The 26,090-nt window shown below is 76.3% G+C and carries 24 protein-coding genes, 1 pseudogene and 1 riboswitch; of the genes and pseudogenes, 13 read left to right on the forward strand and 12 right to left on the reverse strand.

Translation table 11 applies throughout. The features are described 5' to 3' along the window. Positions 1–35 precede the first annotated feature (35 nt). Positions 36–1,262, forward strand: coding sequence for an MFS transporter (locus WA616_RS14295; protein WP_336030785.1), 1,227 nt, complete (start codon positions 36–38; stop codon positions 1,260–1,262). 4 nt (positions 1,263–1,266) lie between these two features. Continuing rightward, a complete protein-coding gene (locus WA616_RS14300) occupies positions 1,267–1,941 on the forward strand; it encodes an acVLRF1 family peptidyl-tRNA hydrolase (protein WP_073420970.1) in 675 nt (224 codons plus the stop codon). An 83-nt stretch (positions 1,942–2,024) separates the two neighbouring features. Here WA616_RS14300 and WA616_RS14305 read toward each other — a convergent pair whose 3' ends face one another. Beyond that, on the reverse strand, positions 2,025–3,062 hold the full coding sequence (locus tag WA616_RS14305) for a zinc-binding dehydrogenase (protein WP_336030789.1): 1,038 nt from the start codon (positions 3,060–3,062) through the stop codon (positions 2,025–2,027). A 104-nt stretch (positions 3,063–3,166) separates the two neighbouring features. Here WA616_RS14305 and WA616_RS14310 point away from each other — a divergent pair, with 104 nt between their 5' ends. Both WA616_RS14310 and WA616_RS14315 read left to right on the forward strand, forming a co-directional pair. Next, complete coding sequence (locus WA616_RS14310; RefSeq protein WP_336030790.1) at positions 3,167–5,221, forward strand: HelD family protein; 2,055 nt, start codon at positions 3,167–3,169, stop codon at positions 5,219–5,221. Positions 5,222–5,307: 86 nt separating this feature from the next. Beyond that, on the forward strand, positions 5,308–7,755 hold the full coding sequence (locus WA616_RS14315) for a penicillin-binding protein (protein ID WP_336030791.1): 2,448 nt from the start codon (positions 5,308–5,310) through the stop codon (positions 7,753–7,755). 17 nt (positions 7,756–7,772) lie between these two features. On the opposite strand, the pseudogene WA616_RS14320 reads toward WA616_RS14315, so the two are convergent. Together WA616_RS14320 and WA616_RS14325 are read right to left on the reverse strand one after the other, a co-directional pair. Then, a pseudogene (locus WA616_RS14320) lies at positions 7,773–8,591 on the reverse strand (YhjD/YihY/BrkB family envelope integrity protein); the annotation flags it as partial. 48 nt (positions 8,592–8,639) lie between these two features. Further along, complete coding sequence (locus WA616_RS14325; protein WP_139252993.1) at positions 8,640–8,861, reverse strand: hypothetical protein; 222 nt, start codon at positions 8,859–8,861, stop codon at positions 8,640–8,642. Positions 8,862–9,049: 188 nt separating this feature from the next. Next, a riboswitch (cyclic di-AMP (ydaO/yuaA leader) is annotated at positions 9,050–9,186 on the forward strand. A 7-nt stretch (positions 9,187–9,193) separates the two neighbouring features. On the opposite strand from WA616_RS14325, the gene WA616_RS14330 reads away from it, so the two are divergent. Then, complete coding sequence (locus WA616_RS14330; RefSeq protein WP_336030793.1) at positions 9,194–10,318, forward strand: C40 family peptidase; 1,125 nt, start codon at positions 9,194–9,196, stop codon at positions 10,316–10,318. 37 nt (positions 10,319–10,355) lie between these two features. Here WA616_RS14330 and WA616_RS14335 read toward each other — a convergent pair whose 3' ends face one another. After that, positions 10,356–10,907: a hypothetical protein gene (locus WA616_RS14335; protein WP_336030794.1), complete on the reverse strand. Its 552-nt coding sequence runs from the start codon at positions 10,905–10,907 to the stop codon at positions 10,356–10,358. Between the two features lie 108 nt (positions 10,908–11,015). On the opposite strand from WA616_RS14335, the gene WA616_RS14340 reads away from it, so the two are divergent. Together WA616_RS14340 and WA616_RS14345 are read left to right on the forward strand one after the other, a co-directional pair. Further along, entirely contained in the window at positions 11,016–11,333 is a 318-nt protein-coding gene (locus WA616_RS14340; RefSeq protein ID WP_336030796.1) for a DUF3817 domain-containing protein, read from the forward strand. Positions 11,334–11,348: 15 nt separating this feature from the next. Then, entirely contained in the window at positions 11,349–12,692 is a 1,344-nt protein-coding gene (locus WA616_RS14345) for a serine hydrolase domain-containing protein (protein ID WP_336030799.1), read from the forward strand. Positions 12,693–12,747: 55 nt separating this feature from the next. Here WA616_RS14345 and WA616_RS14350 read toward each other — a convergent pair whose 3' ends face one another. Next, on the reverse strand, positions 12,748–13,266 hold the full coding sequence (locus WA616_RS14350; protein WP_336030801.1) for a hypothetical protein: 519 nt from the start codon (positions 13,264–13,266) through the stop codon (positions 12,748–12,750). Between the two features lie 53 nt (positions 13,267–13,319). On the opposite strand from WA616_RS14350, the gene WA616_RS14355 reads away from it, so the two are divergent. Then, positions 13,320–13,571 (forward strand): DUF3253 domain-containing protein, encoded by a 252-nt coding sequence (locus WA616_RS14355; protein ID WP_336030803.1) that lies wholly within the window; start codon positions 13,320–13,322, stop codon positions 13,569–13,571. A 37-nt stretch (positions 13,572–13,608) separates the two neighbouring features. On the opposite strand, the gene WA616_RS14360 is transcribed toward WA616_RS14355, so the two are convergent. Then, positions 13,609–14,676: a M42 family metallopeptidase gene (locus WA616_RS14360; protein WP_336030805.1), complete on the reverse strand. Its 1,068-nt coding sequence runs from the start codon at positions 14,674–14,676 to the stop codon at positions 13,609–13,611. Between the two features lie 9 nt (positions 14,677–14,685). Next, positions 14,686–15,183 carry an Lrp/AsnC family transcriptional regulator gene (locus tag WA616_RS14365; RefSeq protein ID WP_336030808.1) on the reverse strand — a complete coding sequence of 166 codons (498 nt, stop codon included), beginning with the start codon at positions 15,181–15,183 and terminating at the stop codon, positions 14,686–14,688. Between the two features lie 219 nt (positions 15,184–15,402). On the opposite strand from WA616_RS14365, the gene pdhA reads away from it, so the two are divergent. From pdhA to WA616_RS14380, 3 genes are read left to right on the forward strand one after another with little or no spacing between them, the layout of a single operon-like run. Further along, positions 15,403–16,542, forward strand: a complete 1,140-nt coding sequence (pdhA, locus tag WA616_RS14370) for a pyruvate dehydrogenase (acetyl-transferring) E1 component subunit alpha (protein WP_336030810.1) — start codon at positions 15,403–15,405, stop codon at positions 16,540–16,542. Next, positions 16,542–17,519, forward strand: a complete 978-nt coding sequence (locus tag WA616_RS14375) for an alpha-ketoacid dehydrogenase subunit beta (RefSeq protein WP_073420981.1) — start codon at positions 16,542–16,544, stop codon at positions 17,517–17,519. The genes pdhA and WA616_RS14375 overlap by 1 nt, the downstream gene beginning before the upstream one ends. A 2-nt stretch (positions 17,520–17,521) precedes the next feature. Then, positions 17,522–19,039, forward strand: coding sequence for a dihydrolipoamide acetyltransferase family protein (locus tag WA616_RS14380; RefSeq protein WP_336030813.1), 1,518 nt, complete (start codon positions 17,522–17,524; stop codon positions 19,037–19,039). Positions 19,040–19,077: 38 nt separating this feature from the next. On the opposite strand, the gene WA616_RS14385 is transcribed toward WA616_RS14380, so the two are convergent. Next, the gene (locus WA616_RS14385) at positions 19,078–19,848 is read right to left on the reverse strand and encodes an SDR family NAD(P)-dependent oxidoreductase (protein ID WP_336030816.1); all 771 of its coding nucleotides are present in this window, start codon (positions 19,846–19,848) and stop codon (positions 19,078–19,080) included. 37 nt (positions 19,849–19,885) lie between these two features. On the opposite strand from WA616_RS14385, the gene WA616_RS14390 reads away from it, so the two are divergent. After that, positions 19,886–21,049 carry an AGE family epimerase/isomerase gene (locus WA616_RS14390; protein WP_336030817.1) on the forward strand — a complete coding sequence of 388 codons (1,164 nt, stop codon included), beginning with the start codon at positions 19,886–19,888 and terminating at the stop codon, positions 21,047–21,049. A 79-nt stretch (positions 21,050–21,128) separates the two neighbouring features. Next, the gene (locus WA616_RS14395) at positions 21,129–21,596 is read left to right on the forward strand and encodes an SRPBCC family protein (protein ID WP_336030819.1); all 468 of its coding nucleotides are present in this window, start codon (positions 21,129–21,131) and stop codon (positions 21,594–21,596) included. A gap of 62 nt (positions 21,597–21,658) precedes the next feature. On the opposite strand, the gene WA616_RS14400 is transcribed toward WA616_RS14395, so the two are convergent. The 4 genes from WA616_RS14400 to WA616_RS14415 all read right to left on the reverse strand — a co-directional run bounded on the left by WA616_RS14400 (position 21,659) and on the right by WA616_RS14415 (position 25,933). Further along, complete coding sequence (locus tag WA616_RS14400; RefSeq protein WP_336030821.1) at positions 21,659–21,919, reverse strand: HPr family phosphocarrier protein; 261 nt, start codon at positions 21,917–21,919, stop codon at positions 21,659–21,661. Between the two features lie 67 nt (positions 21,920–21,986). Continuing rightward, entirely contained in the window at positions 21,987–24,125 is a 2,139-nt protein-coding gene (locus WA616_RS14405) for a PTS fructose transporter subunit IIABC (RefSeq protein ID WP_336030822.1), read from the reverse strand. A gap of 18 nt (positions 24,126–24,143) precedes the next feature. After that, on the reverse strand, positions 24,144–25,169 hold the full coding sequence (locus WA616_RS14410) for a 1-phosphofructokinase family hexose kinase (RefSeq protein WP_336030824.1): 1,026 nt from the start codon (positions 25,167–25,169) through the stop codon (positions 24,144–24,146). Further along, complete coding sequence (locus WA616_RS14415; protein ID WP_336030826.1) at positions 25,166–25,933, reverse strand: DeoR/GlpR family DNA-binding transcription regulator; 768 nt, start codon at positions 25,931–25,933, stop codon at positions 25,166–25,168. The genes WA616_RS14410 and WA616_RS14415 overlap by 4 nt, the downstream gene beginning before the upstream one ends. Positions 25,934–26,090 lie beyond the last annotated feature (157 nt).

The following is a 26,090-nucleotide window of genomic DNA, read 5'->3' on the forward strand; positions in this document are numbered from 1 at the left end:
GGTAACAGAGCCCCCCGACGACAGGTCCCTCCCCGGTGCTCAGTCCCTACCTGCACGTCCTGCGCACGCCGCACGCGCTGCCCATGGTGCTGTCGGCCTTCGTCGGCCGCCTGCCGCTGTCGATGGTCGGCCTCGGCTGCGTCCTGCTGATCGCCTCGGAGACCGGGTCCTACGGCCTCGGCGGCGCGGTCGCGGCCGCCGGCGCGGTCACCACCGCGATCGCCGGCCCCGCCCTCGGCCGGCTCGCCGACACCTTCGGCCAGCGGCGCACGCTGCTCCCCGTCATCGCGGTGTTCGCCGCGTCGGGGGCGGCGTTCCTCGCCGCGGTCAAGGAGGACTGGCCGCGCTGGACGCTGTTCCTCACCGCCGGCCTCGCGGGCGCCTGCATCCCGCCGGTCGCCTCGATGATCCGGGTCCGCTGGACGCACCTGCTGCGCGGCACCACCCGGCTGCCCGCGGCGCTGGCGATGGAGTCCGTCGTCGACGAGCTGGTCTTCATCGTCGGGCCGGTCCTGGTCACCTTCCTGTCCACCACCGGGCACGCCACCTCCGGCGTGGTCACCGCGTTCACCCTCGCCGTGGTGGGGGCGCTGCTGTTCGCCGCGCAGGGCCGCACCGAGCCGCCGCCGCACGGCCACGAGGCGCGCAAGGGGCCCTCGGCGATCCGCACCCCCGGCCTGCGCGTGCTGTTCGTGGTGGGCGCCGCCGTCGGCTCGATCCTCGGCACGCTGGAGATCGCGCTGGTCGCGTTCGCCGACGAGGTGGACGCGATGGCCCTGTCCGGGGTGCTCATCGCGGGCCTGGCCGTCGGCTCGATGATCAGCGGCATCGGCTGGGGCGCGGTGCACTGGAAGCACCCGCTGCGGCACCGGCTCCTCGTCGTCCTGCTCGTGCTCACCGTGCTGTCGGTGCCGCTGACGCTGGTGACGAACGTGTGGGTGATGATCCCGTTCGTCGTGGTGGCGGGCGTGGCCGTCTCGCCGTCGCTGATCAGCTCGTTCACCCTGGCCGAGCTGATCGTCCCGCGGCAGGCCGTGACCGAGGCGTTCACCTGGATCGGCACGGCGCTGGGGCTCGGCGTGGCGCTGGGCACCTCGATGGCCGGGAAGATCGTCGACACCGTGGGCGCGAACGCCGCGTTCCTGGTGGCGACGGGCTCGGCCGGGCTGGCCGCCGTCGTCGTCCTGCTCGCGCAGCGGCTGCTGCACGTGCCCGAGGAGAACATCGCCGAGCCGGTCCTGGCCGGGGAGACGACCGGCTGAGCCGGTGACCCGTCCCCGGCCGGCGGCCGGCGGCGGCCGCGTCCTCGGCGTCGCCCCGGAGCGGCTGGGCCGCTGGCTCGACGGCGTCGCCGACCGGCACGGCGCCTTCGCCGCCACCCGCCTCGACGACGACGCCGTCGCGGTCACCTGCGCCGACGGCACCGCGCTCACCCTGCGGGCGCCCTTCGCCTGGACGCCGGGCCCCGCACTGCTGACCTCGTTCACCGCCGCGGCCCGGCAGCCGCGCCGCGCCGCCGTCCTGCTGGTGCGCCGCGGCCGGTGGGCGACCGGGGTCTTCGACGGCGCCGCGCTCGTCGTCTCGAAGGTCGACACCCGGCTGGTGCAGGGGCGCAGCGCCGCCGGCGGCTGGAGCCAGCAGCGCTTCGCCCGGCGCCGGGCCAACCAGGCCGACGCCGTCGTCGAGGCCGCCGCCGACACCGCCGCCCGCGTGCTGCTCCCGCACGCGGCCGACGTCGAGGCGCTGTTCACCGGCGGCGACCGCGGGATGGCCGACGCCGTGCTCGCCGACCGCCGGCTCGCGCCCCTGGCGGCGCTGCGCCGGGGGCCCGCGCTGGAGGTCGGCGAGCCCACCCGCGCCGTCCTGGAGCAGACGCCGGCGCAGTTCCGGGCCGTGCAGGTCCACATCGTGGAGCCCGCCGACCGCCCTCAGGGCCATTAGCGCGACAGAGGCCCCTCCCCGCCCAGGCGGTCCCGCCTGCCGAGCGCGAGAGGCGGGGCCGACAGCGCGACGAGGGCCCGGGGTCAGCCGTGGGGCTGGAGGACGAGGCGGATCGGGTTGCCCTCCTTGCGCTCGAGCATCTCGATGCCCCGGGCGGCCTCCTCGAGCGGCAGCGTGCCGGAGATGGAGCGGGACAGGTCGAGCCGGCCGTGCCGCACCAGCCCGACGAGCTGCTCCACGTGGTGCGGCTCGGAGCCGTAGTGGCCGAGCAGGCGCTCGCCGAAGTAGCTGAACTGCGTGCCGTTGCGGATGGTCAGCGGCTGGTCGGTGAGGCCGACGAGCACCAGCGCGCCGCCGCGCTCCAGGCACCGCACGGCCTGCTCGCGCACCGGCGCGACGCCCGCGAAGTCGAAGGCGTAGGCCAGCCCCGCGCCGCCGGTCAGCTCGCGCACCCGTGCGGCGACGTCCTCGGAGGGGTCCACCGCGAGGTCCGCGCCGAAGGCCAGCGCCCGCTCCCGCGCGGACTCCACCGGGTCGACGGCGACGATCGGCGCCGCGCCCGCGAGGCGCAGCAGCTGGACGGCGTGGGCGCCGAGCCCGCCGATGCCCCACACGCCCACGGGCTCGCCGGCGCGGACGCCCGCGGTGGTGACGATCGAGGCCCACGGCGTGGAGACGGCGTCCGGGACGATGCAGGCCTGCTCGAAGGGCATCGCGTCGGGGATGGGCACGAGCGTCGAGACGGTGGACACCGCGTAGTGCGCCCACCCGCCGTCGTAGTCGACGCCGCGGGTGTGGATCCACCCGCCGAGCTCCTCGCCGGCCTGCAGGGTGACCCGGCGGCCCTCCCAGCCGGTCACGCCCTCGCCGTGCTCCACGACGACGCCGGCCACCTCGTGCCCGAGCGTCACCTCCTCGCCCTGGAGGAACAGCGGGTTGAGCGTGCCGTCGACGAGGTGGACGTCGGACAGGCAGATCCCGGCGGCGCGCACCTCGACCAGGACCTCCCCGGGACCCGGCGCCGGGCGCGGCACCTCCTTGACCTCGAACTGCTTGGTGCGCACGTTGAGCCGGCCGGCGAGCATGGAGTCGGGCATCGAGTCGGGCATCGAGTCGGACATGGGGCGATCCTCCCCAGGACCTCCGCCGCGCACACCGGCGCCTCCGCCTCTCCCGTGCGAAAGGCGGAGACGGCGCCGCGAGGACGGCGTAACGTCCAGCGACCGTGTCCGCGACGCCGACCGACACGACCGGGACCGCCTCACCGACCGACCCCGTCCTGACCGCCGAGCGCGCCCACCTGGCCCTCGCGGCGGACTGCCTGACCGAGATGCGCGCCGCCGCCTCCGCCGTCGTCGACGCGGGCGTCGACGCCTGGGCCTCCGAGCGGCTGGGCGCCGCCCGCGCCGAGCGGCTGCGCGCCCTGGCCGCCGACCCGCACGTCCCCGCGTTCTTCGGCCGCACCGACGCGGGGCTGCCCGACGGCGGGGCCGAGAGCTTCCACATCGGCCGCCGGCACGTGCGCGACGCCGCCGGCCGGCCGGTCGTCATCGACTGGCGCGCGCCGATGAGCCGGCCGTTCTACCGCGCCAGCGCCGCCGACCCGCAGGGCCTGGTGCGCCGCCGCCGGTTCGGCTTCTCCGGCGGGGAGCTCACCGGCTACGAGGACGAGCTGCTCGGGGCGGGGGAGGAGGGGGACGGCGCCCTGCTGCGGGAGGAGATCGAGCGCCCGCGCAGCGGCCCGATGCGCGACATCGTCGCCACCATCCAGCCCGAGCAGGACGAGATCGTCCGCGCGCCGCTGGCCGAGTCGGTCTGCGTGCAGGGCGCCCCGGGCACCGGCAAGACCGCCGTCGGCCTGCACCGCGCCGCCTACCTCCTCTACACGCACGGCGGGCAGCTGGCGCGCACCGGCGTGCTCGTCGTCGGGCCCAACCGCGCGTTCCTGCGCTACATCGAGCAGGTGCTGCCCACCCTCGGCGAGGTCGACGTCGAGCAGACGACGGTCGCCGAGCTGACCGCGCACGTCCCGGTCCGGGCGGAGGACGCCCCGGAGGTCGCCGCGCTCAAGGGCGACGCCCGGATGGCGCAGGTCCTCGAGCGGGTGCTGTGGGGCGGGATCGCCAAGCCCGCCGACGACGTGCTGGTGCCGCTGGCCGGCCGCCGCTACCGGGTGCCGGTGGAGCGGCTCAAGCGGTACGTCGACGACCTGCGCCGCCGCGGGCGGGTCGCCGACGACCAGCAGCGCCTGCACCACGCCGCCGGGCGGGAGCGCCTGGCGCTGCTCCTGGCCGAGGACGCGCGCCGGCAGAAGGAGGAGGCCGGCGGCAGCCCGACCGACGCCGAGACGCGCCGCGCCGCCCGCAGCCCCGAGGTGCGCGCGTTCTGCGACGCCGTGTGGCCGGCCTGCGACCCGGCCGCGTTGGTCGCCGGGCTGCTGTCGGACGCCGCCGTCCTCGCCCGAGCCGCCCGCGGCGTGCTCGCCGACGACGAGCAGGCGCTGCTGCTGCGCCCCCCGGCCCGGTCGGTGCGCGCCACGCGGTGGACGGAGGCCGACGCCGTCCTGGTCGACGAGGCGGCCGGGCTGGTCGAGCGGACGGCCGGGTACGGGCACGTCGTCGTCGACGAGGCGCAGGACCTCTCGCCCATGCAGTGCCGGTCGGTGGCGCGCCGGCTGGCCGCCGGGTCGCTCACCGTCCTCGGCGACCTCGCCCAGGCCACCAGCCCCTGGTCGGCCGGTGACTGGGCGCCCACCCTGGCGGGCCTCGGCCGCCCGGACACCGCCGTCCGCCCGCTGACCCGCGGGTACCGCGTCCCCGGCGAGGTGCTCGACTACGCCAACCGGCTGCTGCCGGTCATCGCGCCCGGCCTGCCCGCGGCCACCGCCGTGCGCCGCGAGCCGGGCGCGCTGGAGGTCCGGCCGGTGACCGACCTCGCCGGCCCGCTGGCCGAGGTGGTGGCCGGGCTCGCCGCCGGGCCGGGCTCGGTCGGCGTCGTCTGCGCCGACGACGCCGTGCCGGCGGTCGCCGGTTTGCTGCGCGACGCCGGGCTGCCCGCGGCGGTCCTCGCCGACGACGGGTCGGCGGCGGAGCGGGTCGCCGTCGTCCCGGCGACGCTGGCGAAGGGCCTGGAGTTCGACGCCGTCGTCGTCGCCGACCCGGCCGCGATCGTGGCCGCCGAGCCGCGCGGGCTCAACCGGCTCTACGTGGTGCTGACGCGTGCGGTGAGCACCCTCGTGGTGCTCCACCGCGACGACCTGCCGGGCGCGCTGGCCTCCTGACGGTCCCCCGACCGGGCGCGGCACGGCACGGGTGGTTGTGGCGGGCAGTGATCTCTGTTGCAGTGTCCCGGCGGGGAGGGAGGCCCATGGACCGGCGGAGCCCGGCCGGCACGCTGATGCGGCTGGCCGCGACGATCGTGGTCGCCGGGGCTCTGCTGGCGGGTCTGCTGCTGCCCTGGGTCGGCGGCCCCGCGGTGGCCGCGCAGCAGTCCACGGGCCTGCTCGGCGACCTGCCCACCGAGTTCACCGTCGACACCCCGCCCGGCAACACGGTGCTCCTCGCGGCCAACGGCGAGCCGATCACCTCCTTCTACGAGGAGAACCGCGCGCCGGTCGCCTCCGAGGCCATCGCCGAGGTGATGAAGCAGGCGATGGTGGCCATCGAGGACTCGCGGTTCTACGAGCACCGCGGCCTCGACGTCCAGGGCACCGTGCGCGCGCTGGTCACCAACATCGCCGCCGGCGGCGTGCAGGAGGGCGGGTCCACGCTCACCCAGCAGCTGGTGAAGCAGACGCTGCTGCAGACCGCCGACACCCCGGAGGAGCGGTTCGCCGCCACCGAGCCGACGCTAGGCCGCAAGCTGCGCGAGGCCCGCCTGGCGCTGGCGCTCGAGGACACCTACAGCAAGGACGAGATCCTCACCCGCTACCTCAACATCGTGTACTTCGGGCAGAACGCCTACGGCATCCAGCCCGCCAGCCAGGCCTTCTTCGGCATCGACGCCTCCGCGCTGTCCCTGCCGCAGGCGGCGCTGCTGGCCGGCCTGGTGCAGAGCCCCACCTACGACGACCCGTTCACCGACCCCGAGGCGGCCACCGCCCGGCGCAACGAGGTCCTCTCCCGCATGGCCGAGCAGGGGATGGTCGGCGCCGCCGAGGCCACGGCCGCGCAGGCCGCCCCGCTGGACCTGGCGCCGGCGCCCGCACCGCGCCGCGGCTGCGTGCAGGCCAGCGTCGGCCCGTTCGTCTGCGACTTCGTCCAGCGCTACCTGATCCAGGAGCTCGGCCTCACCCAGGAGCAGCTCGACAACGGCGGGTACGTCGTGCAGACGACGCTGGACCCCGAGCTGCAACGCGCCGGCGACGCCGCGGTGCTCGAGACGCTCGCGCCCGACGACTCGCTGGCCGGCATGTTCACCGCCGTCGAGCCCGGCACCGGCCACCTGCTCGCGATGAGCGTCAACCGTACGTTCGGCTACGACCGCAACGACCCGACGCAGGAGTCGTTCAACCTCAACGTCGCGCCCAGCCAGGGCTCGGGCTCGACCTACAAGGTCTTCGTCGCCGCCGCCGCGCTGGCCCGCGGCTACTCCTCGTACTACACGCTCACGACGTCGGACCCCTACGTCTCGCGGGTCTACCGCGACGGCAGCCGGCCCTACGACGTCGAGAACGCCGGCACCTACCGCTCCACGCTGGACCTCACGACGGCGCTCTACCAGTCCTCCAACACCTACTTCCTGGCGCTGGAGGACGCGCTCGGCAGCGTCGAGGAGCCGGTGCGGATGGCCGAGGCGATGGGGCTGTTCCAGTTCAGCCCGCCGGAACTGCCGCAGCAGATCATCGACGAGAACCGGGGGTCGTTCACCTTCGGCTCGGAGGCCACCAGCCCGCTCGCGCTGGCCAGCGCCTACTCGACGTTCGCCGCCGGCGGCACCCAGTGCGACGTCGTCCCGGTGACCGCCGTCCTGGACTCCACCGGGGAGCCGGCCGTCGGCGCCGACGGCGAGCCGCTGGCGGTGGGGGACCGGTGCACGCCCGAGGCGATCCCGCCCGGCGTCGCGAACACGATGAACCAGATGCTCCGCAAGGACGTCGAGCCGGGGAACCCGGGCCAGACCGGGTCGCGCGCCTACGTCCGCGGGCACCAGATCGCCGGCAAGACCGGCACCTCGCAGGACAACTACTCGGTCGCCTTCGTCGGCTACACGCCCGAGATCACCGCGAGCGTCATGGTGCTCAACCCCAAGCGCAACGAGGACGTCGGCGGCTTCGGTGGCGGCAAGGGCGCCACGATCTGGCGCGACGCCATGGAGCCCATCCTCACCGCCCGCGGCAGCAGCGACTTCCCGCCCGCCGACGAGACCGTGATGAACGGCAACACCCGCCCGGTGCCCGGCTGCTCGAGCGTCCGCGGCTGCGAGCGGGCGCTCACCGACGCCGGCTTCGAGCCCCGGACGGTGCGTGTCGACAGCGACGAGGCGCCGGGGACGCTGCTCGGCACGAGCCCGCCGCGCGGTGGCCGCGCGGTGCCCGGCCAGGTCGTGTCGATCCGGGTGAGCAACGGCAGCGACTACGTGGAGCCGGCCCCCGAGCCCGAGCCGCCGCCCGCGGAACCGGCGCCGGCGCCCGGGCCCGGTGCGCCCGATCCCGGGCCGGCGCCCGCTCCCGAGGCGCCACCGGCCGAGCCGGCGCCCGGCCCGCCGCCCGCCGAGCCGGAGCCCGCGCCCGGCCCGCCGGCGCCCGGTGCACCCGCTCCCGAGGGGGGCTGGCCCGGAGGCGGCGGCAGCTGGCCCGGCCAGCCCGCGGGCTGACCGAGCCGCTCGTCGAGCGCCTGGGTGAGCAGCCAGCCGCTCAGCAGCACCAGGTGCAGCAGGAACAGCCACAGGCCGATGGCGACCACCGCGCCGACCGCGTCGAGGCCGCCGAACGGCGCGCCGAGGTCCAGCGGCAGCGACAGGAACAGCACGAAGCCCTGCAGGAACCCCGACAGGCAGGCCGCGGTGAACAGCGCGCCGCTGACCAGCGCGCCCCAGCGGTGCCGCCCGCCGGCCACCACGCCGAAGCCCCACAGCAGCGGCACGGTGAGCACGAACAGCACCGTGTAGTAGCCGACGAAGAACCGGCCGAGGGCCGGCCCGACGCCGTCCTCCCGGGCCAGGTCCGCCATGACCCGCGCGGCGAGCAGCAGCGGGTAGAGCAGCAGCGGGGTGACGACGACCAGGGGCAGCGCCGACAGCCGTCCCCGCCAGGCGGTGAGGTTCTCCTGCCGCCGGCTGAACCGCATGAGCGCCCGCCGCAGGCCCTCCCCGTACAGCGACAGCGGGAGCAGCGCCAGGACGAAGCCGAGCAGGTCCACCCGGACGCCGGCCGCGACCAGGCGCTCCACCGCCTCCGGCGCGCCCAGCGGGGTGGGCAGCAGCTCGGCCAGCCGCGCGCTGAGCGCCCGGACCTCGTCCCGCGAGGTCACCAGCGCGGTCAGCCGCACCGCCACGAGCAGCAGCGGCACCACCGCGATGCCGGCGTAGAACGTCAGCCCGGCGCCGATCAGCGCGAGGTCGCGGCCCAGCAGCCGTCGGCGGGCGCCGCCGAGCAGCCCCCGGGACTCGGCGCGCAGCCGGGCCGCCGTCCACGTCCGTCCGGGGCTCACCGGGTCACGCCACCAGCCGCCGCGTCCGCACGCCCCTCGGGGAGGCGGTCAGTCGTCGGAGCTGTCGTCGGTGGTGGGCGCGTCGTTGCCCGGGTTGACCCCGGTCTCCTGGCAGCTCGCGTCGTTCTCGTTGCTGGCGTTCTCCCCGCTGGAGTCGCAGTTCGTCGGCCCGCGGGTGAAGTCGGTGTTGTCGCCGCAGGCCGTCAGCGAGCCGAGGAGGGCCAGCACGACGAGCGGGCGGGCGAGGCGCATCCGCGTGGAGGAGGACATGAGCAGACTCCTACACGTCCCGGGCCGGTCCCAAACCGGCGGGGTCGGTCCTCCTGCTCCCGCCCGGGCCGCGGTGTGAGCCATGTAATTACAAGAAACCCATTGTCACGCCTCGGTCACGGCCCCTACTCTCAGTACGTCCAACGGGGCGCTCCGTCACCAACCTGGGTGACACCCCGCGGACGCCGTCGAGCCGGTCGCCCCTTCGGGAGGCCGGGCCGGGGACCCAACGCAGTCCTGGGGTGCAGCGCGTGTCCGCACGCGCCGGGCGAGTCCACGCCCGAACCCGTCAGCTAACCCGGTAGGCGGCCTGGGAAGAGGAGAACTGGCGCGTGGCGTCCCTGCGCACGTCTGTCCCCGGCATGCCCGCGACCGGCCGCTTTCGCTGCCGCCGCGCCGCCCTCGCCCTCACCGGGGCCCTGGGCATCGGGCTGGGCCTGGGCGCCGTCCCCGCGCAGGCCGAGGAGCCCGCCACCGCCGCCGAGGCCGCCCAGCTGGTCGCCGCCCGCGGCCACGAGCTCGAGGTCGTCACCGAGCAGTTCAACGAGGCGCGCGAGGCCCTGAGCGCCCAGCAGGCCGCCGCCGAGGCCGCCGCCGCGACCCTCGCCCAGGCGCAGGCCGCCGTCGACGCCGCCCGCCAGCAGGTCGTCGGCATCGCCCGGTCGGCCTACACCGGCGACACCATGGGCCCGCTCCAGGCCCTCATGACCAGCGACGACGCCGACGAGTTCGTCAACCGCGTCACCCTGCTCCAGGGCGTCGCCGGCTACCAGGGCGAGCTGCTCGGCCAGGCCGCGGCCGCCACCGAGGCCGCCACCGCCGCGCAGACCGCCGCCGCCGAGCACGCCGCCGAGGCGCAGCGCCAGTACGACGCCGTCGCCGCCCAGCAGGCCGACCTCGAGGGCCAGATCGCCGAGTACCAGGCCGACTTCGCCCGGCTCACCGCCGAGGAGCGGCGCGCCGCCCTCGAGGCCGCCGCGGCCGCGCACGCCGCCGAGGGCCAGCGCGCCAGCCGCGACGAGGAGCGCGAGGAGCCGGCCGCCCCGTCGTCGGCGTCCTCGTCCTCCGCGGAGTCCGCCCCGGCCGCGGCCGCGGCGCCCGCCAGCGGCGTCGCCGGCACCGTGGTCGCCACCGCGATGGCCCAGCGCGGCAAGCCCTACGTGTGGGCGGCCGGCGGCCCGGGTTCCTTCGACTGCTCCGGCCTGACGCAGTACGCCTTCCGCGCCGCCGGCATCAGCCTCCCGCACTCCAGCCGCATGCAGTCGCAGATGGGCGCCGCGGTCTCCCGCGCGAACCTGCAGCCCGGTGACCTGGTGTTCTTCTACAGCCCGGTGAGCCACGTGGGCATCTACATCGGCAACGGCCAGATGGTGCACGCGCCGACCTCGGGTGACGTCGTCAAGGTCGCGAGCATCGACTCGATGGGCGGCTACGCCGGCGCCCGCCGCATCGGCTGACGAAGGACCCCTCGGGACCCCGGGGCCCCGGTGCCGCTCAGGTGCCGGGGCCCCGCCGCGTCCGGACCACCTGCAGCAGCCCCCACACGAAGGCCGCGGTGTCGCCGGAGGGCAGCCGCACCTCCCAGCGGGTGACCACCTGCGGGTCGGCCTCCTCCGCGCCGGGCAGGCCGCTCACGTCGGCGACCACGTGCTCCCAGACGCGCAGCCGCCCGTCCGCGGCCGGCGGCACCGGGGAGCCCGGCGCGCGCACCAGGTGCTCGTGCAGCACGGCGCCCTCGACGGTGGACACCACCTCCCAGCGCAGGTGCGGCCACAGCGGCAGCGGCCAGTGCCGCACGTCGAGCTCCAGGTCGCCGAACGGGCGCACCTCGACGCGCTCGGCCGGCCCGAGGACGGCGGCCCGCAGCGCCAGCCCGCGCGGCGCCCGCGGCGCGTGGTGCAGCGCCTGCCAGCGGGTGTGCGCCGCGTGCGCCTCCGCCCGGGTGGCCCCGAGCCGGGGGAGGGCGCCGGCGACGAGGTCGGGCCGCAGGTCGGCCATCCGGCGCAGCAGGACCAGGCAGAACTCCCGCCGCGCCAGACCCCGCACGGCGCCGACCCTGCCACCCAGGTCACACCGCCGTCCGGGACACCCGGCCGCCCCGCCGCGTTGGACCCTCCGGACCCCAGCCCGACCCCGACCCCGAGGACCGCACCGATGAACCCCCGCACCGTCGCGCTCGCCTTCCGCGTCGTCGCCGTCGCCGAGGCGCTGTCCTGGGTGGGCCTGCTGGCCGGGATGTACGTGAAGTACGTGCCCGGGACCTCCGAGGTGGGCGTGCAGGTCTTCGGGCCGGTCCACGGCGCGGTGTTCGTCGCCTACGTCCTCGTCACGCTCGTCGCCGCCCGGGTGCTGCGCTGGTCGCGCTGGACGACGCTGCTCGCGCTCGTCGCGTCGATCCCGCCGCTGGCCACCGTGCTGTTCGAGCGCTGGGCGGTGCGCACCGGGCGGCTGGCGGTCCCCGCCCGCGCCTGACCTACGGTTCCGGGCATGCCCGAGCCCGTGCTGCCCGCCACCGCCCGCACCCTGCTCGCCCGCACCGCCCGCGCGCAGCGCGACGGGCGGGCGCCGAGCCTGGTCGCCGGCGTGGTCCGGGACGGCGGCCTGGCCTGGTCCGCCGGCCGCGGCGACGTCGCCGAGCCGCACTCCGACGTCCAGTACCGGCTCGGCTCGATCAGCAAGACCGTCACCGCCGTCGCCGTGATGCGGCTGCGCGACGAGGGCCGGCTCGGCCTCGACGACCCGCTCGAGGACCACGTGCCCGGAACGCCGTTCGGCGACCGGTCGGTGGGGCAACTGCTCTCGCACCTGGCCGGCGCGTCGGCCGAGAGCCCCGGCGGCTGGTGGGAGCGGGTGCCCGGCGGCTCGCTGGAGGAGCTCGGCCTCGACGGCGGCGACGTCGTCCTCGGCGAGGCCCGGCGCTTCCACTACTCCAACCTCGGCTTCGGCCTGCTCGGCGAGCTCGTCGCCCGGGCGCGCGGCCGCTCCTGGGACGACGTCGTCGCCGGGGAGGTGCTCGCCCCGCTCGGCATGACCCGGACGACGCCGCGGCCCTCCGGCCGGGCGGCGCAGGGCTGGGCGGTGCACCCGTGGGCCGACGTCGCCCTCCCCGAGCCCGAGCACCACGCCGGCGTGATGGCCGCCGCCGGGCAGCTGTGGGCCACGCTGGACGACCTCGCCCGCTTCGCCGTCTTCCTGCTGGGCGACACCGGCGACGTGCTGGCGCCCGCGACGCTGGAGGAGATGGCGGTGCCGGCCGGCGTCGACCCGTCGTCGCCGTCCTGGTCGTCCTACGGGCTGGGGCTGCAGGTCCTGCGGGTCGACGGGCGGACGCTGGTCGGGCACGGCGGCTCGATGCCGGGCTTCCTCGCCGGCGTGTTCGTCGACCGCGAGGAGGGCGCCGGCGGGGTCTCGCTGGCCAACACCACCAGCGGGCTGGACTCGGCGCTCGTCCCCGGCCTGCTCGCCGACCTGCGCGCCGCCGAGCCGCGCGTGGTCGACGCCTGGCGCCCGGCGGAGCCGCCGGTGCCGCTGGAGCGGCTCGGCGTCTGGTACTGGGGCCCGGCGCCGCTGGCGCTGCGCGCGGTGGCCGGCGGCCTGCTGCACCTCGGGCCGCTGCCCGGCCGCAGCGGGCGGGCCAGCCGGTTCCGCCGCCGCGACGACGGCACGTGGGTGGGCCTGGACGGCTACTACGCCGGCGAGACGCTGACGATCGCGGCCGACCACCTCGACGTCGGCACGTTCGTCTTCACCCGCACGCCCTACGACCCCGCCGCGCCGGTGCCCGGCGGCGTCGACGACCGCGGCTGGACCCTCCCGGCCTCCGAGGCATAGGAAGCTCTCCCCACGTCCTGCGGCCCAGGACGTGGGGATCGCTTCCAATACCTGTTCAGGGGCGGTCGAAGGCGTCCATCGTCGTCTTGACGACGGCGCCGTAGGCCAGGTGCGGCACGAGGTCGCTGACCCAGTCGGTGGCCGACCAGGTGCGCAGGTCGGTGATGCCGAGCGCCGTCATCGGGCCGTTCGAGGCGACGAGCACGCCGAGCGTGGTGAGCACCGTGCCCACCAGCGGCTGCGACCGGAAGCCGGAGGCGCGCAGCAGCCCGACGACGACGCCGACGCCGATCCCCGCGGCGAGGCCGGTGATCGGCCCGAGGCCGGCGATCCGGTTCGCCCGGTGCTCCTCGTCGCCGGGGATCGGCACGTGCGCCTTCGCCGCCAGCGCCTCGACCGTCTGCTCCGGCGTCGAGCTGGTGCCGCGTCCGCGGACGGTCATGTCCAGGTAGGTGACGGCGTTGAGCGCGGTGGTCCCCGCTGCCCCGGCGGCCGCGCCGCGCACCGCCCAGCCGAGCGTGCTGATCCCGCGCTTGCCCTTGCCGAACGTCCCCACCGGGGTCTGCCTCGCCATGGCCGCCGGGGTACCCGCGGGCGCGACCTGCGGAAACGGCGCACAGTGGGGGAGTGGAGGAGACGGCGGCCGCCCTCGAGCGCGCGATCGGCGCCCTGCTGGACGCCCGGGCGCCCGGAGCCACGATCTGCCCGTCGGAGGCCGCCCGCGCCGTGGCCCCGGAGGGCTGGCGCGACCTGATGCCGGAGGCGCGCGAGGTGGCCGGCCGGCTCGCCGCGCGGGGCGAGGTCGAGGTGACCCAGCGCGGCGCGGTGGTCGACGTCGCCACCGCCCGCGGGCCGGTGCGGATCCGCCGGGCCGGCTGACCGGGGGCGGTCGGCCCGGCGGCGGTCGGAGCGGCGGTCAGACCGGCGGCAGGGGGCGGGCGAGGAAGGCGGCGAGCAGCCGGGCGGTGCGGTCGACCGTGCCGGAGTGCAGCACCTCGTACCCGTGCGTGCTCATCGTCGGCAGGCTCAGCAGCGCGGCCCGCGCCGTCTGCCCCGATGCCTTGGCCTGCGAGGCGTCGGAGTCGAAGGACTGCCAGACCGCCGTCTGCGGGTCCAGGCCCAGCTCGTGGCCGACGTCGACGAGCGCGTCGGCGACCGGGCGGTCGTAGACGACGGCGTCGTCGGCGTAGGCGACGACCGGCCCGCCGTCGACGGTGACCTGGTACTCGGGCTCGGCGGGGCCGACGTCGAGGGCGACGGTCAGCTCCCCGGGCAGCGTGCGGGCGGCGTAGGCGGCGCCGACGCCGCCCATCTCCTCGCTGGTGGTGGCGAGCAGGTAGGTGTCGGCGTGCGGGCGCCCGCGGAGCAGGCGGGCCGCGCCGACCATCGCGGTCAGCGCCGCCCGGTCGTCGACGAAGGAGGAGCCGAGGTAGTCGCCGAAGCGGGTGAGCCCGCGCCTGCCGGCGTGCACGCAGACCCGGGTGCCGGGGTGCACGCCGGCCTCGGCGAGGTCCTGCGCCGACCGCCCGGTGAAGACGTACACGTGCGACCAGTCCATGGCCTTGTCGCCCTGGTCCGGCTTGGTCTCCCAGATGCGCATGGAGTCGGTGGTGGTGTGCTCCGAGCCCAGCATGAGCACGCCGGTGAGCGTCTCCCGCCGGCCGAGGAGGGCGACCGGGCCGAGGCCGGAGTTGCCCGGGTACATGACGCCGAGCGAGGTCACGCGCAGCGTGCCGTCGGGCTCGACCCGCTTGACCATCATCGACAGCTCGTCGAGGTGCGCGGCCACCCGGACCGGCGGTGCGGACCGGTCCGTCCCGTGGAGGAGGGCCACCAGGTTGCCGGCGGGGTCGACCGTCACCTCGTCGGCGAGCGGCTCGAGCTCGCGGCGGACGACGTCGTGCACGGCCCCCTCCTCACCGCACGGGCCGTAGGTGCGCAGCAGCTCGTCGAGCAGGTCGGGGAGGGGCGTGGCGTAGGGCACCGGGGTGCCCTACCCGGCCGGCGGGCGCTCTCCCGCTGCCCGCTCCAGCAGCGGGTCCACCCGGTGGTCGACGTACCGGCGCAGCGCCAGCGCGGTGTCCGTGCGCTGGACGCCGCGGAGGGCCAGCACCTGCTCGGTGAGCCGCCACAGGTCGTCGGCGTCGACGGCGACCACCCGCACCAGGAGGTCGGCGGCCCCCGACAGCGCGGTCACCTCGAGCACCTCGGGCAGGGCCGCGAGCGCGGCGGCCACCTCCTCGAGGCTGCGCTGCACGACCTGCACCGTCACGTAGGCGCTGAGCCGGTAGCCGAGCGCCTCGGGCCGGACCCGGGAGGCGAACGGCGCGAGCACGCCGCTGGACTCCAGCCGGGCCAGGCGCGACTGGACGGTGTTGCGGGCCAGCCCGAGCGACTGCGACAACGCCATCACGGTGGCCCGCGGATCGTCGGTCAGCGCCTGCACGAGGCGTGCGTCGGTGGCGTCCAGGCGATCGGGACCGGGGGGCACGCTGCTCAGTCTGACATGGTCGGACGTCCTAGCAGTGCGCGATCTGCTCGATCCGCCGTCGTGGTCTTGCGCATCCCGTCCGGGGGGTGGTGTGCTCCGGAACCGAGCGGGGCGTGCCACGATGTGTGAGTGGTGCCACACCCCGGTGCCACACACACGTCCCATCCCACGGCCCCGCCGGTGACCCCGGCGGCCGCGGACGACGGCGAGGAGCAGCGCGTGAGCCTGTCCAGCGCGACCACCGAGGTGGTCGACCCCGTACCGGGGGCGGCGGCCCCCCATCTCCCGCAGCAGCCGGGCCTCGTGCAGCTGCTGACCCCGGAGGGCGAACGGGTCGAGCACCCCGAGTACTCGATCGACGTCAGCGACGACGAGCTGCGCTCGCTCTACCGCGACCTGGCGCTCGTGCGCCGCTGGGACGTCGAGGCCACCGCACTGCAGCGCCAGGGCGAGCTCGGCATCTGGGCCTCGTTGCTCGGCCAGGAGGCCGCGCAGATCGGCGCCGGCCGGGCCCTGGCCGCCGACGACATGGCCTTCCCCACCTACCGGGAGCACGGCGTCGCCTGGACCCGCGGTGTCGACCCGTTGCACGTGATCAGCCTGTTCCGGGGCGTCGACAACGGCGGCTGGGACCCGGTGGACACCGGCTTCAACCTCTACACCGTGGTCATCGGCGCGCAGACGCTGCACGCCACCGGCTACGCGATGGGCCTGCAGCGCGACGGCGCGGAGAGCGCCACGCTCGCCTTCCTCGGCGACGGCGCCACCAGCCAGGGCGAGGTCAACGAGGCGATGATCTGGGCGGCCAGCTTCTCGGCGCCGGTCGTCTTCTTCTGCCAGAACAACCAGTACGCGATCAGCGTGCCGCTGGAGCGGCAGTCCCGCGTCCCGCTGTACCAGCGCGCGGCCGGCTTCGGTTTCCCCGGCGTCCGGGTCGACGGCAACGACGTCCTCGCCGTCCTGGCCGTCACCCGGGCCGCCCTGCAGGCCGCCCGCGAGGGCCAGGGCCCCACCTTCATCGAGGCGTTCACCTACCGGATGGGCGCGCACACCACCTCCGACGACCCCACCCGCTACCGGCTGGCCAGCGAGCTGGAGGAGTGGAAGCTGCGCGACCCGATCGCCCGGCTCAAGGCCCACCTGTCCCGCAGCGGCATCGCCGACCAGGCCTTCTTCGACGGCATCGAGGGCGAGGCCGACGAGCTCGCCGCGCGGATCCGCAAGGGCACGCTGGAGATGGCCGACCCGCCGGGGACGGCGATGTTCGACCGGGTCTACGCCGAGCAGACACCGCAGCTCGCCGCGCAGCAGGCGGAGTTCGAGGCCTACCAGGCCTCCTTCGAGGGGAGCGGGCACTGATGGCCGAGACGCTGACGATCGGCAAGGCCCTCAACCTGGGCCTGCGCCGCGCCATGGAGGACGACGCGAAGGTCGTGCTCATGGGCGAGGACATCGGCCGCCTCGGCGGGGTCTTCCGCATCACCGACGGCCTGCAGAAGGACTTCGGCGAGGACCGCGTCGTCGACACCCCGCTGGCCGAGGCCGGCATCCTCGGCACCGCCGTGGGCCTCGCCATGCGCGGCTACCGGCCGGTGTGCGAGATCCAGTTCGACGGGTTCGTCTTCCCCGCCTACAACCAGATCGTCACCCAGGTGGCCAAGATCCACGCCCGCTCGCGCGGCCGGCTGGCCATGCCGATCGTCATCCGCATCCCCTTCGGCGGCGGCATCGGCGCGGTGGAGCACCACAGCGAGAGCCCGGAGGCGTACTTCGCGCACACGCCGGGCCTCAAGGTGGTCGCCGTCAGCAACCCGGTCGACGCCTACTGGGGCATCCAGCAGGCGATCGCCCACCCCGACCCGATCGTCTTCCTCGAGCCCAAGCGGCGGTACTGGGAGAAGGCCGAGGTCGACCCCGACGCCACGCCCGACCCGCTGTTCGCCTCCCGGGTGGTGCGCGGCGGCGACGACGTCACCGTGCTCGCCTACGGCCCGATGGTGAAGACGGCGCTGCAGGCCGCCGAGGCCGCCGCGGAGGAGGGCCGGTCGCTGGAGGTCGTCGACCTGCGCACCCTCTCCCCGCTCGACCTCGACCCGGTGTTCGACTCGGTGCGGCGCACCGGGCGCTGCGTCGTGGTGCACGAGGCCGCGGTGACCCTGGGCCTCGGCGCCGAGATCGCCGCCCGGGTGACCGAGCAGTGCTTCCACTCGCTGGAGGCGCCGGTGCTGCGCGTGGGCGGCTACGACACGCCCTACCCGCCGTCGAAGCTCGAGGAGGAGTACCTCCCCGACCTCGACCGCGTGCTCGACGCCGTCGACCGCTCGATGGGCTTCTGACGATGGGTGAGCTGCGCCAGTTCAAGCTGCCCGACGTCGGGGAGGGCCTCACCGACGGCGAGATCCTGCAGTGGCTCGTGGCCGTCGGCGACACCGTCACGGTCAACCAGCCGCTGTGCGAGGTGGAGACCGCGAAGGCCGCCGTCGAGCTGCCCTCGCCGTTCGCCGGCACGGTCACCGAGCTGCTGTTCGAGCCGGGGACGACGGTCGACGTCGGCACGCCGATCATCACCATCGACGTCGGCGGGGACGCCCCGGCGCCCGCGCCGGCCGCCGCCCCGGCCGGCGGTGCCTCCGAGCCCGCCGCCGGGCTGATCGGCGGCGCCGCCCCGGGCGGCCGGACCGCGGTGCTGGTGGGCTACGGCCCGCGGAACACCGAGGCCCGCCGCCGCCCGCGCCGGGCGGTCCACGCCGCGCCGGCCTCCGGGCCCGCCGCCGAGCCCGCCCCCGCGCCCGAGCCCGTCGGCGCCGACTACGGCTCCGGCGGCGCCGAGCGCCCGCCGCTGCTGGCCACCGCCCCCGACGCCACGGTGAAGCCGGTGCGGCACGGCGGGCTCGAGGTGGGCCGGCAGGCCGAGGCGCACGCCCGCACCGAGGCGGCGGCGCCGTCGCGTCCCGCGGGGCCCGGCCGGGGGCGGGCGCGCCCGCTGGCCAAGCCGCCGGTGCGCAAGCTGGCCAAGGACCTCGGCGTCGACCTCGCCCTGCTCACCGGCAGCGGCGCGGGCGGCGTGATCACCCGCGACGACGTCACCGCGGCGGCGGCCGGGCCCGCGCCCGCGTCCGCCCCGGCCCCGGCCCTCGCGGCCGTGCCCGCCGCGGCCGCCGCCGGCGAGCGGATCCCGGTCAAGGGCGTGCGCAAGGCGACCGCGGCGGCCATGGTGGCCAGCGCGTTCACCGCGCCGCACGTCACGGAGTTCCTCACCGTCGACGTCACGCGGATGATGAAGCTCCGGCAGCGCATCGCCGCCCGCCCGGAGTTCGCCGGCGTCAAGGTCAGCCCGCTGCTGTTCGTGGCGAAGGCGCTGCTCCTGGCCGCGCAGCGGCACCCGATGGTCAACAGCTCCTGGGACGAGGCCGCGCAGGAGATCGTCGTCCACGGACAGGTCAACCTGGGCATCGCCGCGGCCACCCCGCGCGGGCTGGTCGTGCCGAACGTCAAGGACGCCGGCCGGCTGTCGCTGGCCGAGCTCGCCGGGGCGCTGTCCGGGCTCACCGAGACGGCGCGCGCCGGGCGGACCGCGCCGGCCGACATGAGCGGCGGCACGATCACCATCACCAACGTCGGCGTGTTCGGCGTCGACACCGGCACGCCGATCCTCAACCCCGGCGAGTCGGCGATCCTCGCCTTCGGCGCCGTCCGCGAGATGCCGTGGGTGCACAAGGGGAAGGTGCGGGTCCGGCAGGTGACGCAGCTGGCGCTGTCGTTCGACCACCGGATCATCGACGGCGAGCTGGGCAGCCGGTTCCTCGCCGACGTCGGCGCGCTGCTGTCCGACCCCGGGACGGCGCTCGCCTTCTGACGGGCGCTGCCCTCCTGACGGGCGCTGCGGCCCGGACCTCAGGTCTCCTCGGGGTCCGGGCCGTACGCCGACCGGCCGCCGTCCACCGGCAGCACCGCCCCGGTGACGAAGGCGGCGGCGTCGGACAGCAGCCAGGCCACCGCCTCGGCCACCTCGCCGGCCTCCCCGGCCCGGCCCAGCGGGTGCAGCGCGGCCAGCTGCCGGCGGGTGGCCGCCGCGGCCTCGTCGTCCTGCGCGGCGAGCGCGGCGTCGGAGCGCTCGGTCCGGATGGAGCCCAGCGCCACGGCGTTGACCCGGATCCCGTCGGGGCCGTGGTCGACGGCGGCGGCGCGGGTCAGACCCTCGACGGCGGCCTTGGCGGTCGCATAGGGCAGCGCGCCGCGGACCGGCCGCTGCGCCTGGTGGCTGGAGACGTTGACGATCGACCCGCCGGAGCCCGCGGCGCGGAACCGGCGCACGGCCACGGCGCAGCCGACGACGGCGGGCGCCAGGTTGGTGGTGACCAGGTCGACCACCTCGCCGGCCGGCGCGGTGGAGAGGGCGGCGTCGCGGAAGACGGCCGCGTTGTTCACCCAGCCGGCCAGCCGCCCGAGCGCCGTGGCGCGGTCGGCCGCGTGCCCGGCGACCGCCTCGTCCGCGGCGCTGCCCACCACCGCCTCGACCCGCGGCCCGGCCGGGTGCCCGGCGACCCAGGCGACGGCGGCCGGGTCGAGCTCCACGACCACCACCGCGGCCCCGCCGGCCAGGAGCCGCTCGACGATCGCCCGGCCGACGCCGCGCCCGCCGCCGGTCACCACATGTGCGTCCACGCGGGCATCCTCTCCGGGACCAGGGCAGGCTGGGCCGGTGACCGACCTCGACCGGCTGCTCGCCTTCGCCGCCCGCTCCGCCCTGCCCGGCGGGGGCTTCGGCTACCTCGGCGTCGACGGGCGGGTGCTCCCGCGCGCGCAGGAGACCTGGATCGTCGCCCGCATGACGCACGTCTTCGGCCTGGCGCACCTGCTGGGCCGGCCCGGCGCGGAGGAGCTGGCCGCGTCCGGGGTGGCGGCGCTGCGCGGCGGGCCGCTGCACGACGCGGAGCACGGCGGCTGGCGGGCCGCGGAGGACGACGGCACGAAGTCGGCCTACGTGCACGCCTTCGCCGTCCTGGCCGGGGCGACGGCGACGACGGCGGGCATCGCGGGCGGCCGGGCGCTGCTGGACGAGGCGCTCGCGGTGTGGGACCGGCGGTTCTGGGACGACGCCGAGGGTCTCGCCGCCGAGGAGTGGACGCCGGACTGGTCCCGGCTGTCGGACTACCGGGGCGCCAACGCCAACATGCACGGCGTCGAGGCCACGCTCGCCGCCGCCGATGCCCTCGGCGGCGACGACGCCGTCCGGCTGCGGCGGCGGGCCCTGCGCAGCGTGGAGCGGGTGGTGCACGGCTGGGCGCGCGAGCGGGACTGGCGGCTGCTCGAGCACTTCACCGCCGGCTGGGAGCCGCTGCCCGAGCACAACCGCGACCGCCCGGCCGACCCCTTCCGCCCCTACGGCGTGACGGTCGGGCACCAGTTCGAGTGGGCACGCCTGGCCCTGCACCTGCGCGCGGCGCTGGGGGAGGGGGCGCCGCCGTGGCTGCTCGACGACGCCGTCGCCCTGTTCGGCGCGGCCGCCGGCCGGGGGTGGGCGGCCGACGGCGCCCCCGGGTTCCCGTACACGCTCGGCTGGGACGACCGCCCCGTCGTGCCGGCGCGCATGCACTGGGTGCTGTGCGAGGCGGTCGCGGCGGCCGGGGTGCTCGGCGCGGTGACCGGCGAGGAGCGCTACGGCGACCTCGCGCGCACCTGGCGGGCGCACGGCGAGGAACGCTTCGCCGACCCGGCCACCGGCAGCTGGCACCACGAGCTGACGCCGTCCGGCGAGGTCGCCAGCGGCACCTGGGCCGGGCAGCCCGACGCCTACCACCTGGCCCAGATGCTGCTCCTCGACGGCCGGCCGGTGCGGGGGAGCGTGGCCGCCGCGCTGCGCTGACCTGCGTGTGTCCGCTCCGGCGGGGCGGGGTAGGGGCTCGAGGACCCCAACGACATCCCGAGCAACGAGGAGCGTTCCCGTGGCCAGCGTGCAGGAATCCGTCGACGTCGACGTCCCCATCCGCGTCGCCTACGACCAGTGGACCCAGTTCGAGTCGTTCCCCCAGTTCATGGGCGGCGTCGAGCGCATCACGCAGATCGACGACACGCACACCCACTGGATCACCAACATCGACGGCGTGAAGCGCGAGTTCGACGCGGAGATCACCGAGCAGCACCCCGAGGAGCGGGTGGCCTGGACGAGCACCTCCGGCGACGCCAAGCACGCCGGCGTGGTGACGTTCCACCGCCTCGACGACACGAAGACCCGGGTCATGATCCAGATCGACTGGGAGCCCACGGGCATCGTCGAGAAGGCCGGCGCGGCGCTGGGCTTCGACGACCGCCAGGTCAAGGCCGACGCCAAGCGCTTCAAGGAGTTCATCGAGAGCCGCGGCACCGAGACCGGCGCCTGGCGCGGCGACGTCTCCCGGCCCGACCAGGCCTGACGGCAGCGACGACAGCGGCGCCCGTCCCCCGCGGGGGACGGGCGCCGCTGTCGTGCGCGGTGCTACTCGGCGTCGAGGTCGGTGGCCACCAGGCCGGCGATCCGCTCGACGACGGCGGCGTCGTCGCTGGTGACGGTGACCTCCGCGCCCTTCTGGGCGCCGAGCGTCATGATCATCAGCGGCGACCCGGCGTCGACCGGCGCGCCGCCGGGCGTGGCCAGGGTGACCGGGACGCCTGCCTTGCCCACGGCCTCGGCGATGAGCGCGGCCGGGCGGGCGTGCAGGCCGACCCGGGAGCCGACGGTGACGGTCTGACTGGGCATGCGTCGTCCTCGCTTCTCAGGAACGGTGCTTCTCAGGAACGGTCGTGGTGGGGTCGAGCCTGCCGTGTCACACGCGGGCCGGCGCGCCGGGGGCCGGCGCGGACGCGCCGGCGGTGTGCGCGTGGGCCAGGTCGACGGCGTCCTCGGGGACGTCCGTGCCCGTCTTCTTCCCGCCGATGCTCTTGGCGACGGTGACCGCCAGGGCGCCGACGACGGTGCCGGCGACCAGCGCGACCAGGAACATCAGCACCCCGTTCATCGCGAAGAAGACGAAGATCCCGCCGTGCGGGGCCCGCAGCTCCACGCCGCTGGCCGCCACGATCGCGCCGGTGGTGGCGCCGCCGAGCATCATCGACGGGATGACCCGCAGCGGGTCGGCCGCGGCGAACGGGATGGCGCCCTCGGAGATGAACGACAGGCCCAGCAGCCAGGCGGCCTTGCCGTTGTCGCGCTCGGCCGGCGTGTAGAGCCTGGGCCGGACCAGCGTGCTCAGCGCCATCGCCAGCGGCGGGACCATGCCGGCGGCCATGACCGTGGCCATGATCACCAGCGGGGCGCCGCTGCCGGCGGCGAGGCCGGTGGTGGCGAAGACGTAGGCCGCCTTGTTCACCGGGCCGCCGAGGTCGAAGCACATCATCAGGCCGAGGATGATCCCGAGCAGGACCGCCGAGGTGCCGGTCAGGCCGTTGAGCCAGTTGCCGAGGCCCTCGAGCGCCGCGGCCAGCGGGCGGCCGAGCAGGACGGCCATGATGCCGCTGGAGATCAGCGTGGCCAGCAGCGGGATGATCACGACCGGCTGCAGGCCGCGGACGCCGGTGGGCAGCTTCCAGGAGGCGATCCATCGGGCCGCGAAGCCGGCGATGATGCCGCCGACCAGGCCGCCGATGAAGCCCGCGCCCACGCTCACCGAGACGGCGCCGACGACGAAGCCGGGCACGATGCCGGGGCGGTCGGCGATGGCGAAGGCGATGTAGCCGGCCAGCGCCGGGACCAGGAAGCCGAACGCCGCCTGGCCGAGCACGGTGCAGACCGCGCCGAGGTAGCCGAGGAAGCCGTCGTTGAGGCCCTCGACGCCGGAGGCGGTGGGCAGGTCGAAGAACGAGTTGTTCAGCACCCAGCTCAGCGCGTAGCTGGAGCCCTCGACGTCCGGGTTCGGGTTGACGATCTGGTAGCCGCCGAAGAGGAAGCCCAGCGCGATGAGCAGGCCGCCGGCCGCGACGAACGGGATCATGTAGCTGACGCCGGTGAGCAGCCAGCGGCGGATCTCCGTGGCGGTGCCGGGCTTGCCGGCCGCGGAGGCGGGGGCCTCGCCCGCGCCGGCTCCGGCACCCGGGACTCGGCGGGCGTTCGGGTCGTCGGCGGCGGCCAGCGCCTCGCGGATCATCCCGTCGGGGTCGTTGATGGCCCGCTTGGTGCCGGCCTGCACGACCGGCTTGCCCGCGAACCGGTCGCGGTCGCGCACGCCGACGTCGACGGCGAAGACGACGGCCTCGGCGTCGCGGACGACCGCCGGGTCCAGCGGGGTGGCACCGGAGGAGCCCTGGGTCTCGACGACGAGGTCGACACCGGCGGCCTGCGCGGCGGCGGTGAGCTTGTCGGCGGCCATGTAGGTGTGCGCGATGCCGGTCGGGCACGCGGTCACGGCGACCAGGCGGCGGCGGGCGGGGGCCTTCTCCGTGGACACCGGTGCCGCGGCGGCCGGGGTGGTGGCCGGCGCCGGGGTGCTGGTGGCGGCTGTGGCGCCGGTGGCCGGGCCGGGGGAGACGACCTCCTCGACCAGCGCGACGACGTCGGCCGGCGTGGCGGCGGCACGCAGCGCGGCCACGAAGTCGGGCCGCACCAGCGCGCGGGCCAGCGCGGACAGCAGCGTCAGGTGGTCGGCGTCGCCGGCCGCCGGGGCGGCGATGAGGAAGACCAGGTCGGCCGGGCCGTCGGCGGCCCCGAAGTCCACCCTCGGGTCGAGCCGCGCGAAGGCCAGCGAGGCCTGCGTGACCGCCGCCGAGCGGCAGTGCGGGATGGCGATGCCGCCGGGCAGGCCGGTGGCCGCCTGCGCCTCGCGGGCGAGGGCGTCACCGGCGAGCGCCTCGGCGCCCGTGGCGCGGCCGGCGTCGGCGACCAGGCCGGCGAGACGGCGGACGACCGCGGCCTTCTCGGAGCCGAGATCGGCGTCGAGGACGACCAGCTCTGGGGTGATCAGTGCTGACATGACGGACCTTCCGGGGCGTCAGGGGACGTCGCGGCCGGCGGCCGGGACGGGTTCGGGGGAGCCGGGCACCCCGGGCAGGCCGGGGGTGACCGCGACGGCGGCCGGGTCGACCCGGTCCGGCGTCGGGACGGCGGAGCCGGGCAGCGCCGCGGCCGCCGAGCCGGTGGCCACGGCGCGCCGCAGCCGGTCGGCGGCGGGCGCGCCGGCGAGGTCGGCGAGCAGGTGGCCGGCCAGGCTGGAGTCGCCGGCGCCGACGGTGCTGCGGACGGCGATCCGCGGCGCGCGGGCCGACCAGACCTCGCCGGCGGCGGTGGACAGGACGGCGCCGTCGCCGCCCAGGGTCAGCAGCACCTCGGCGACGCCGCCGTCGTGCAGCCGCGCGACCGCGGCCGACAGCGCCGCCGGGTCGGCCAGCAGCTCGGCCTCGCTCGTGCCGGTGACCTGCGCGAGCTCCTCGGCGTTGGGCTTGAGCAGGTCGGGGGCGGCGTCCGGGCCGGCGGCGAGCAGGGCGCGCAGCGGCGCCTCGGAGGTGTCGACGGCGACCCGGGCGCCGGTGCCGCGGACGGCGCGGACCAGGTCGGCGTACCAGTCCTCGGGCGTGCCCGGCGGCAGCGAGCCGGACAGCACCACCCAGGCGGCGTCATGGGCGGCACCGGTCAGGACCGCGGTCAGGGCGGCTCGGGTGTCGGCGTCCAGGGCGGTGCCCGGCTCGTTGAGCTTGGTCGTGGTGCCGTCGGGCTCGATGAGCGAGTAGTTCGTGCGCACCGGCACCCCGGTGGGCACGATCAGCGGCCGCAGCCCGAGGGCGGTCAGCGCGATGACCAGCGGATCGGTCTCGTCGGCCGGGACGACCGCTTCGACGTCGGCCCCGGCCGCGGCGAGCGCGCGGGCCACGTTGACGCCCTTGCCGCCGGGCTCGGTGACGCTGGCGCCGAGCCGCGCGACCTCGCCGCGGGCCAGCGCGCCGGGCAGCGCGAGGGTGCGGTCGAGGCTGGGGTTGGCCGTGAGCGTGACGACCCGGCCCCGTCGCGGAGCGGCGCTCACGCGACCACGACCTCGACGCCGGCGTCCTCCAGCCGCTCGACGTCGCCCGGGTCGGCGCCGCCGTCGGTGACCACGACGTCGACGTCGTCGAGCGCGGCGAAGCGGACGAGGTGCTCGCGGCCGATCTTGCTGCTGTCGGCGAGTACCACCACGCGCTGCCCGGCGGCGACCATCGCCCGCTTGACCGAGGCCTCCGCCTCGTCGGGGGTGGTCAGGCCGTGGCCGGGGGTGATGCCGTTGGTGCCGAGGAAGGCGACGTCGGCGCGCAGGTCGGCGAGCGCGCGCACGGGGGACTCGCCGACGGCGCACTGGGTCAGCCCGCGCACGCGGCCCCCGAGCACGTGCAGCGTGATCCCGGGGGCGGTGGCGAGGCGGGCGGCGATCGGCACCGAGTTGGTGGCGACGAACAGGCCGCGGTCGCCCGGCAGCACCTCGGCCAGCGCGGCGGTGCTGCTGCCGCCGTCGAGCAGGACGCTGCCCCCTGCGGCGGGCAGCAGGTCGGCCGCGGCCGCCGCGATCTTGCGCTTGGCCTCCGCGTGGGTGGCGTTGCGCTCGACGAGCGCCGTCTCCACGAGGGTCAGCGCGCCGCTCGGCACCGCGCCCCCGTGCACCCGGCGCAGCACGCCGGCCCGCTCGAGGACGGCGAGGTCGCGGCGCACCGTCTCGGTGGTCACGCCGAACTGCTCGGCCACCGCGGTGACCGCGATGCGGCCCTGCTCGGTGACGAGCGTGGCGATCGCCTGCTGGCGCTCCTCGGCGTACACCGTCCACCTCCTCCGTCGGCCGGATCCCCGGTCTCGCTCGCCCGAACATGTGGTAACCGACTTGTGTCTCTGTGGTTCTACGTTGGTTACGTTGACAAGTCAACAGGTATTCGTGAGTCTGGTCACCAACAGACGACGGTGTCCCCTGCTCATCCCC

Source organism: Geodermatophilus sp. FMUSA9-8 (assembly GCF_037034165.1).
GTDB classification, from domain to species: Bacteria; Actinomycetota; Actinomycetes; order Mycobacteriales; family Geodermatophilaceae; genus Geodermatophilus; species Geodermatophilus nigrescens.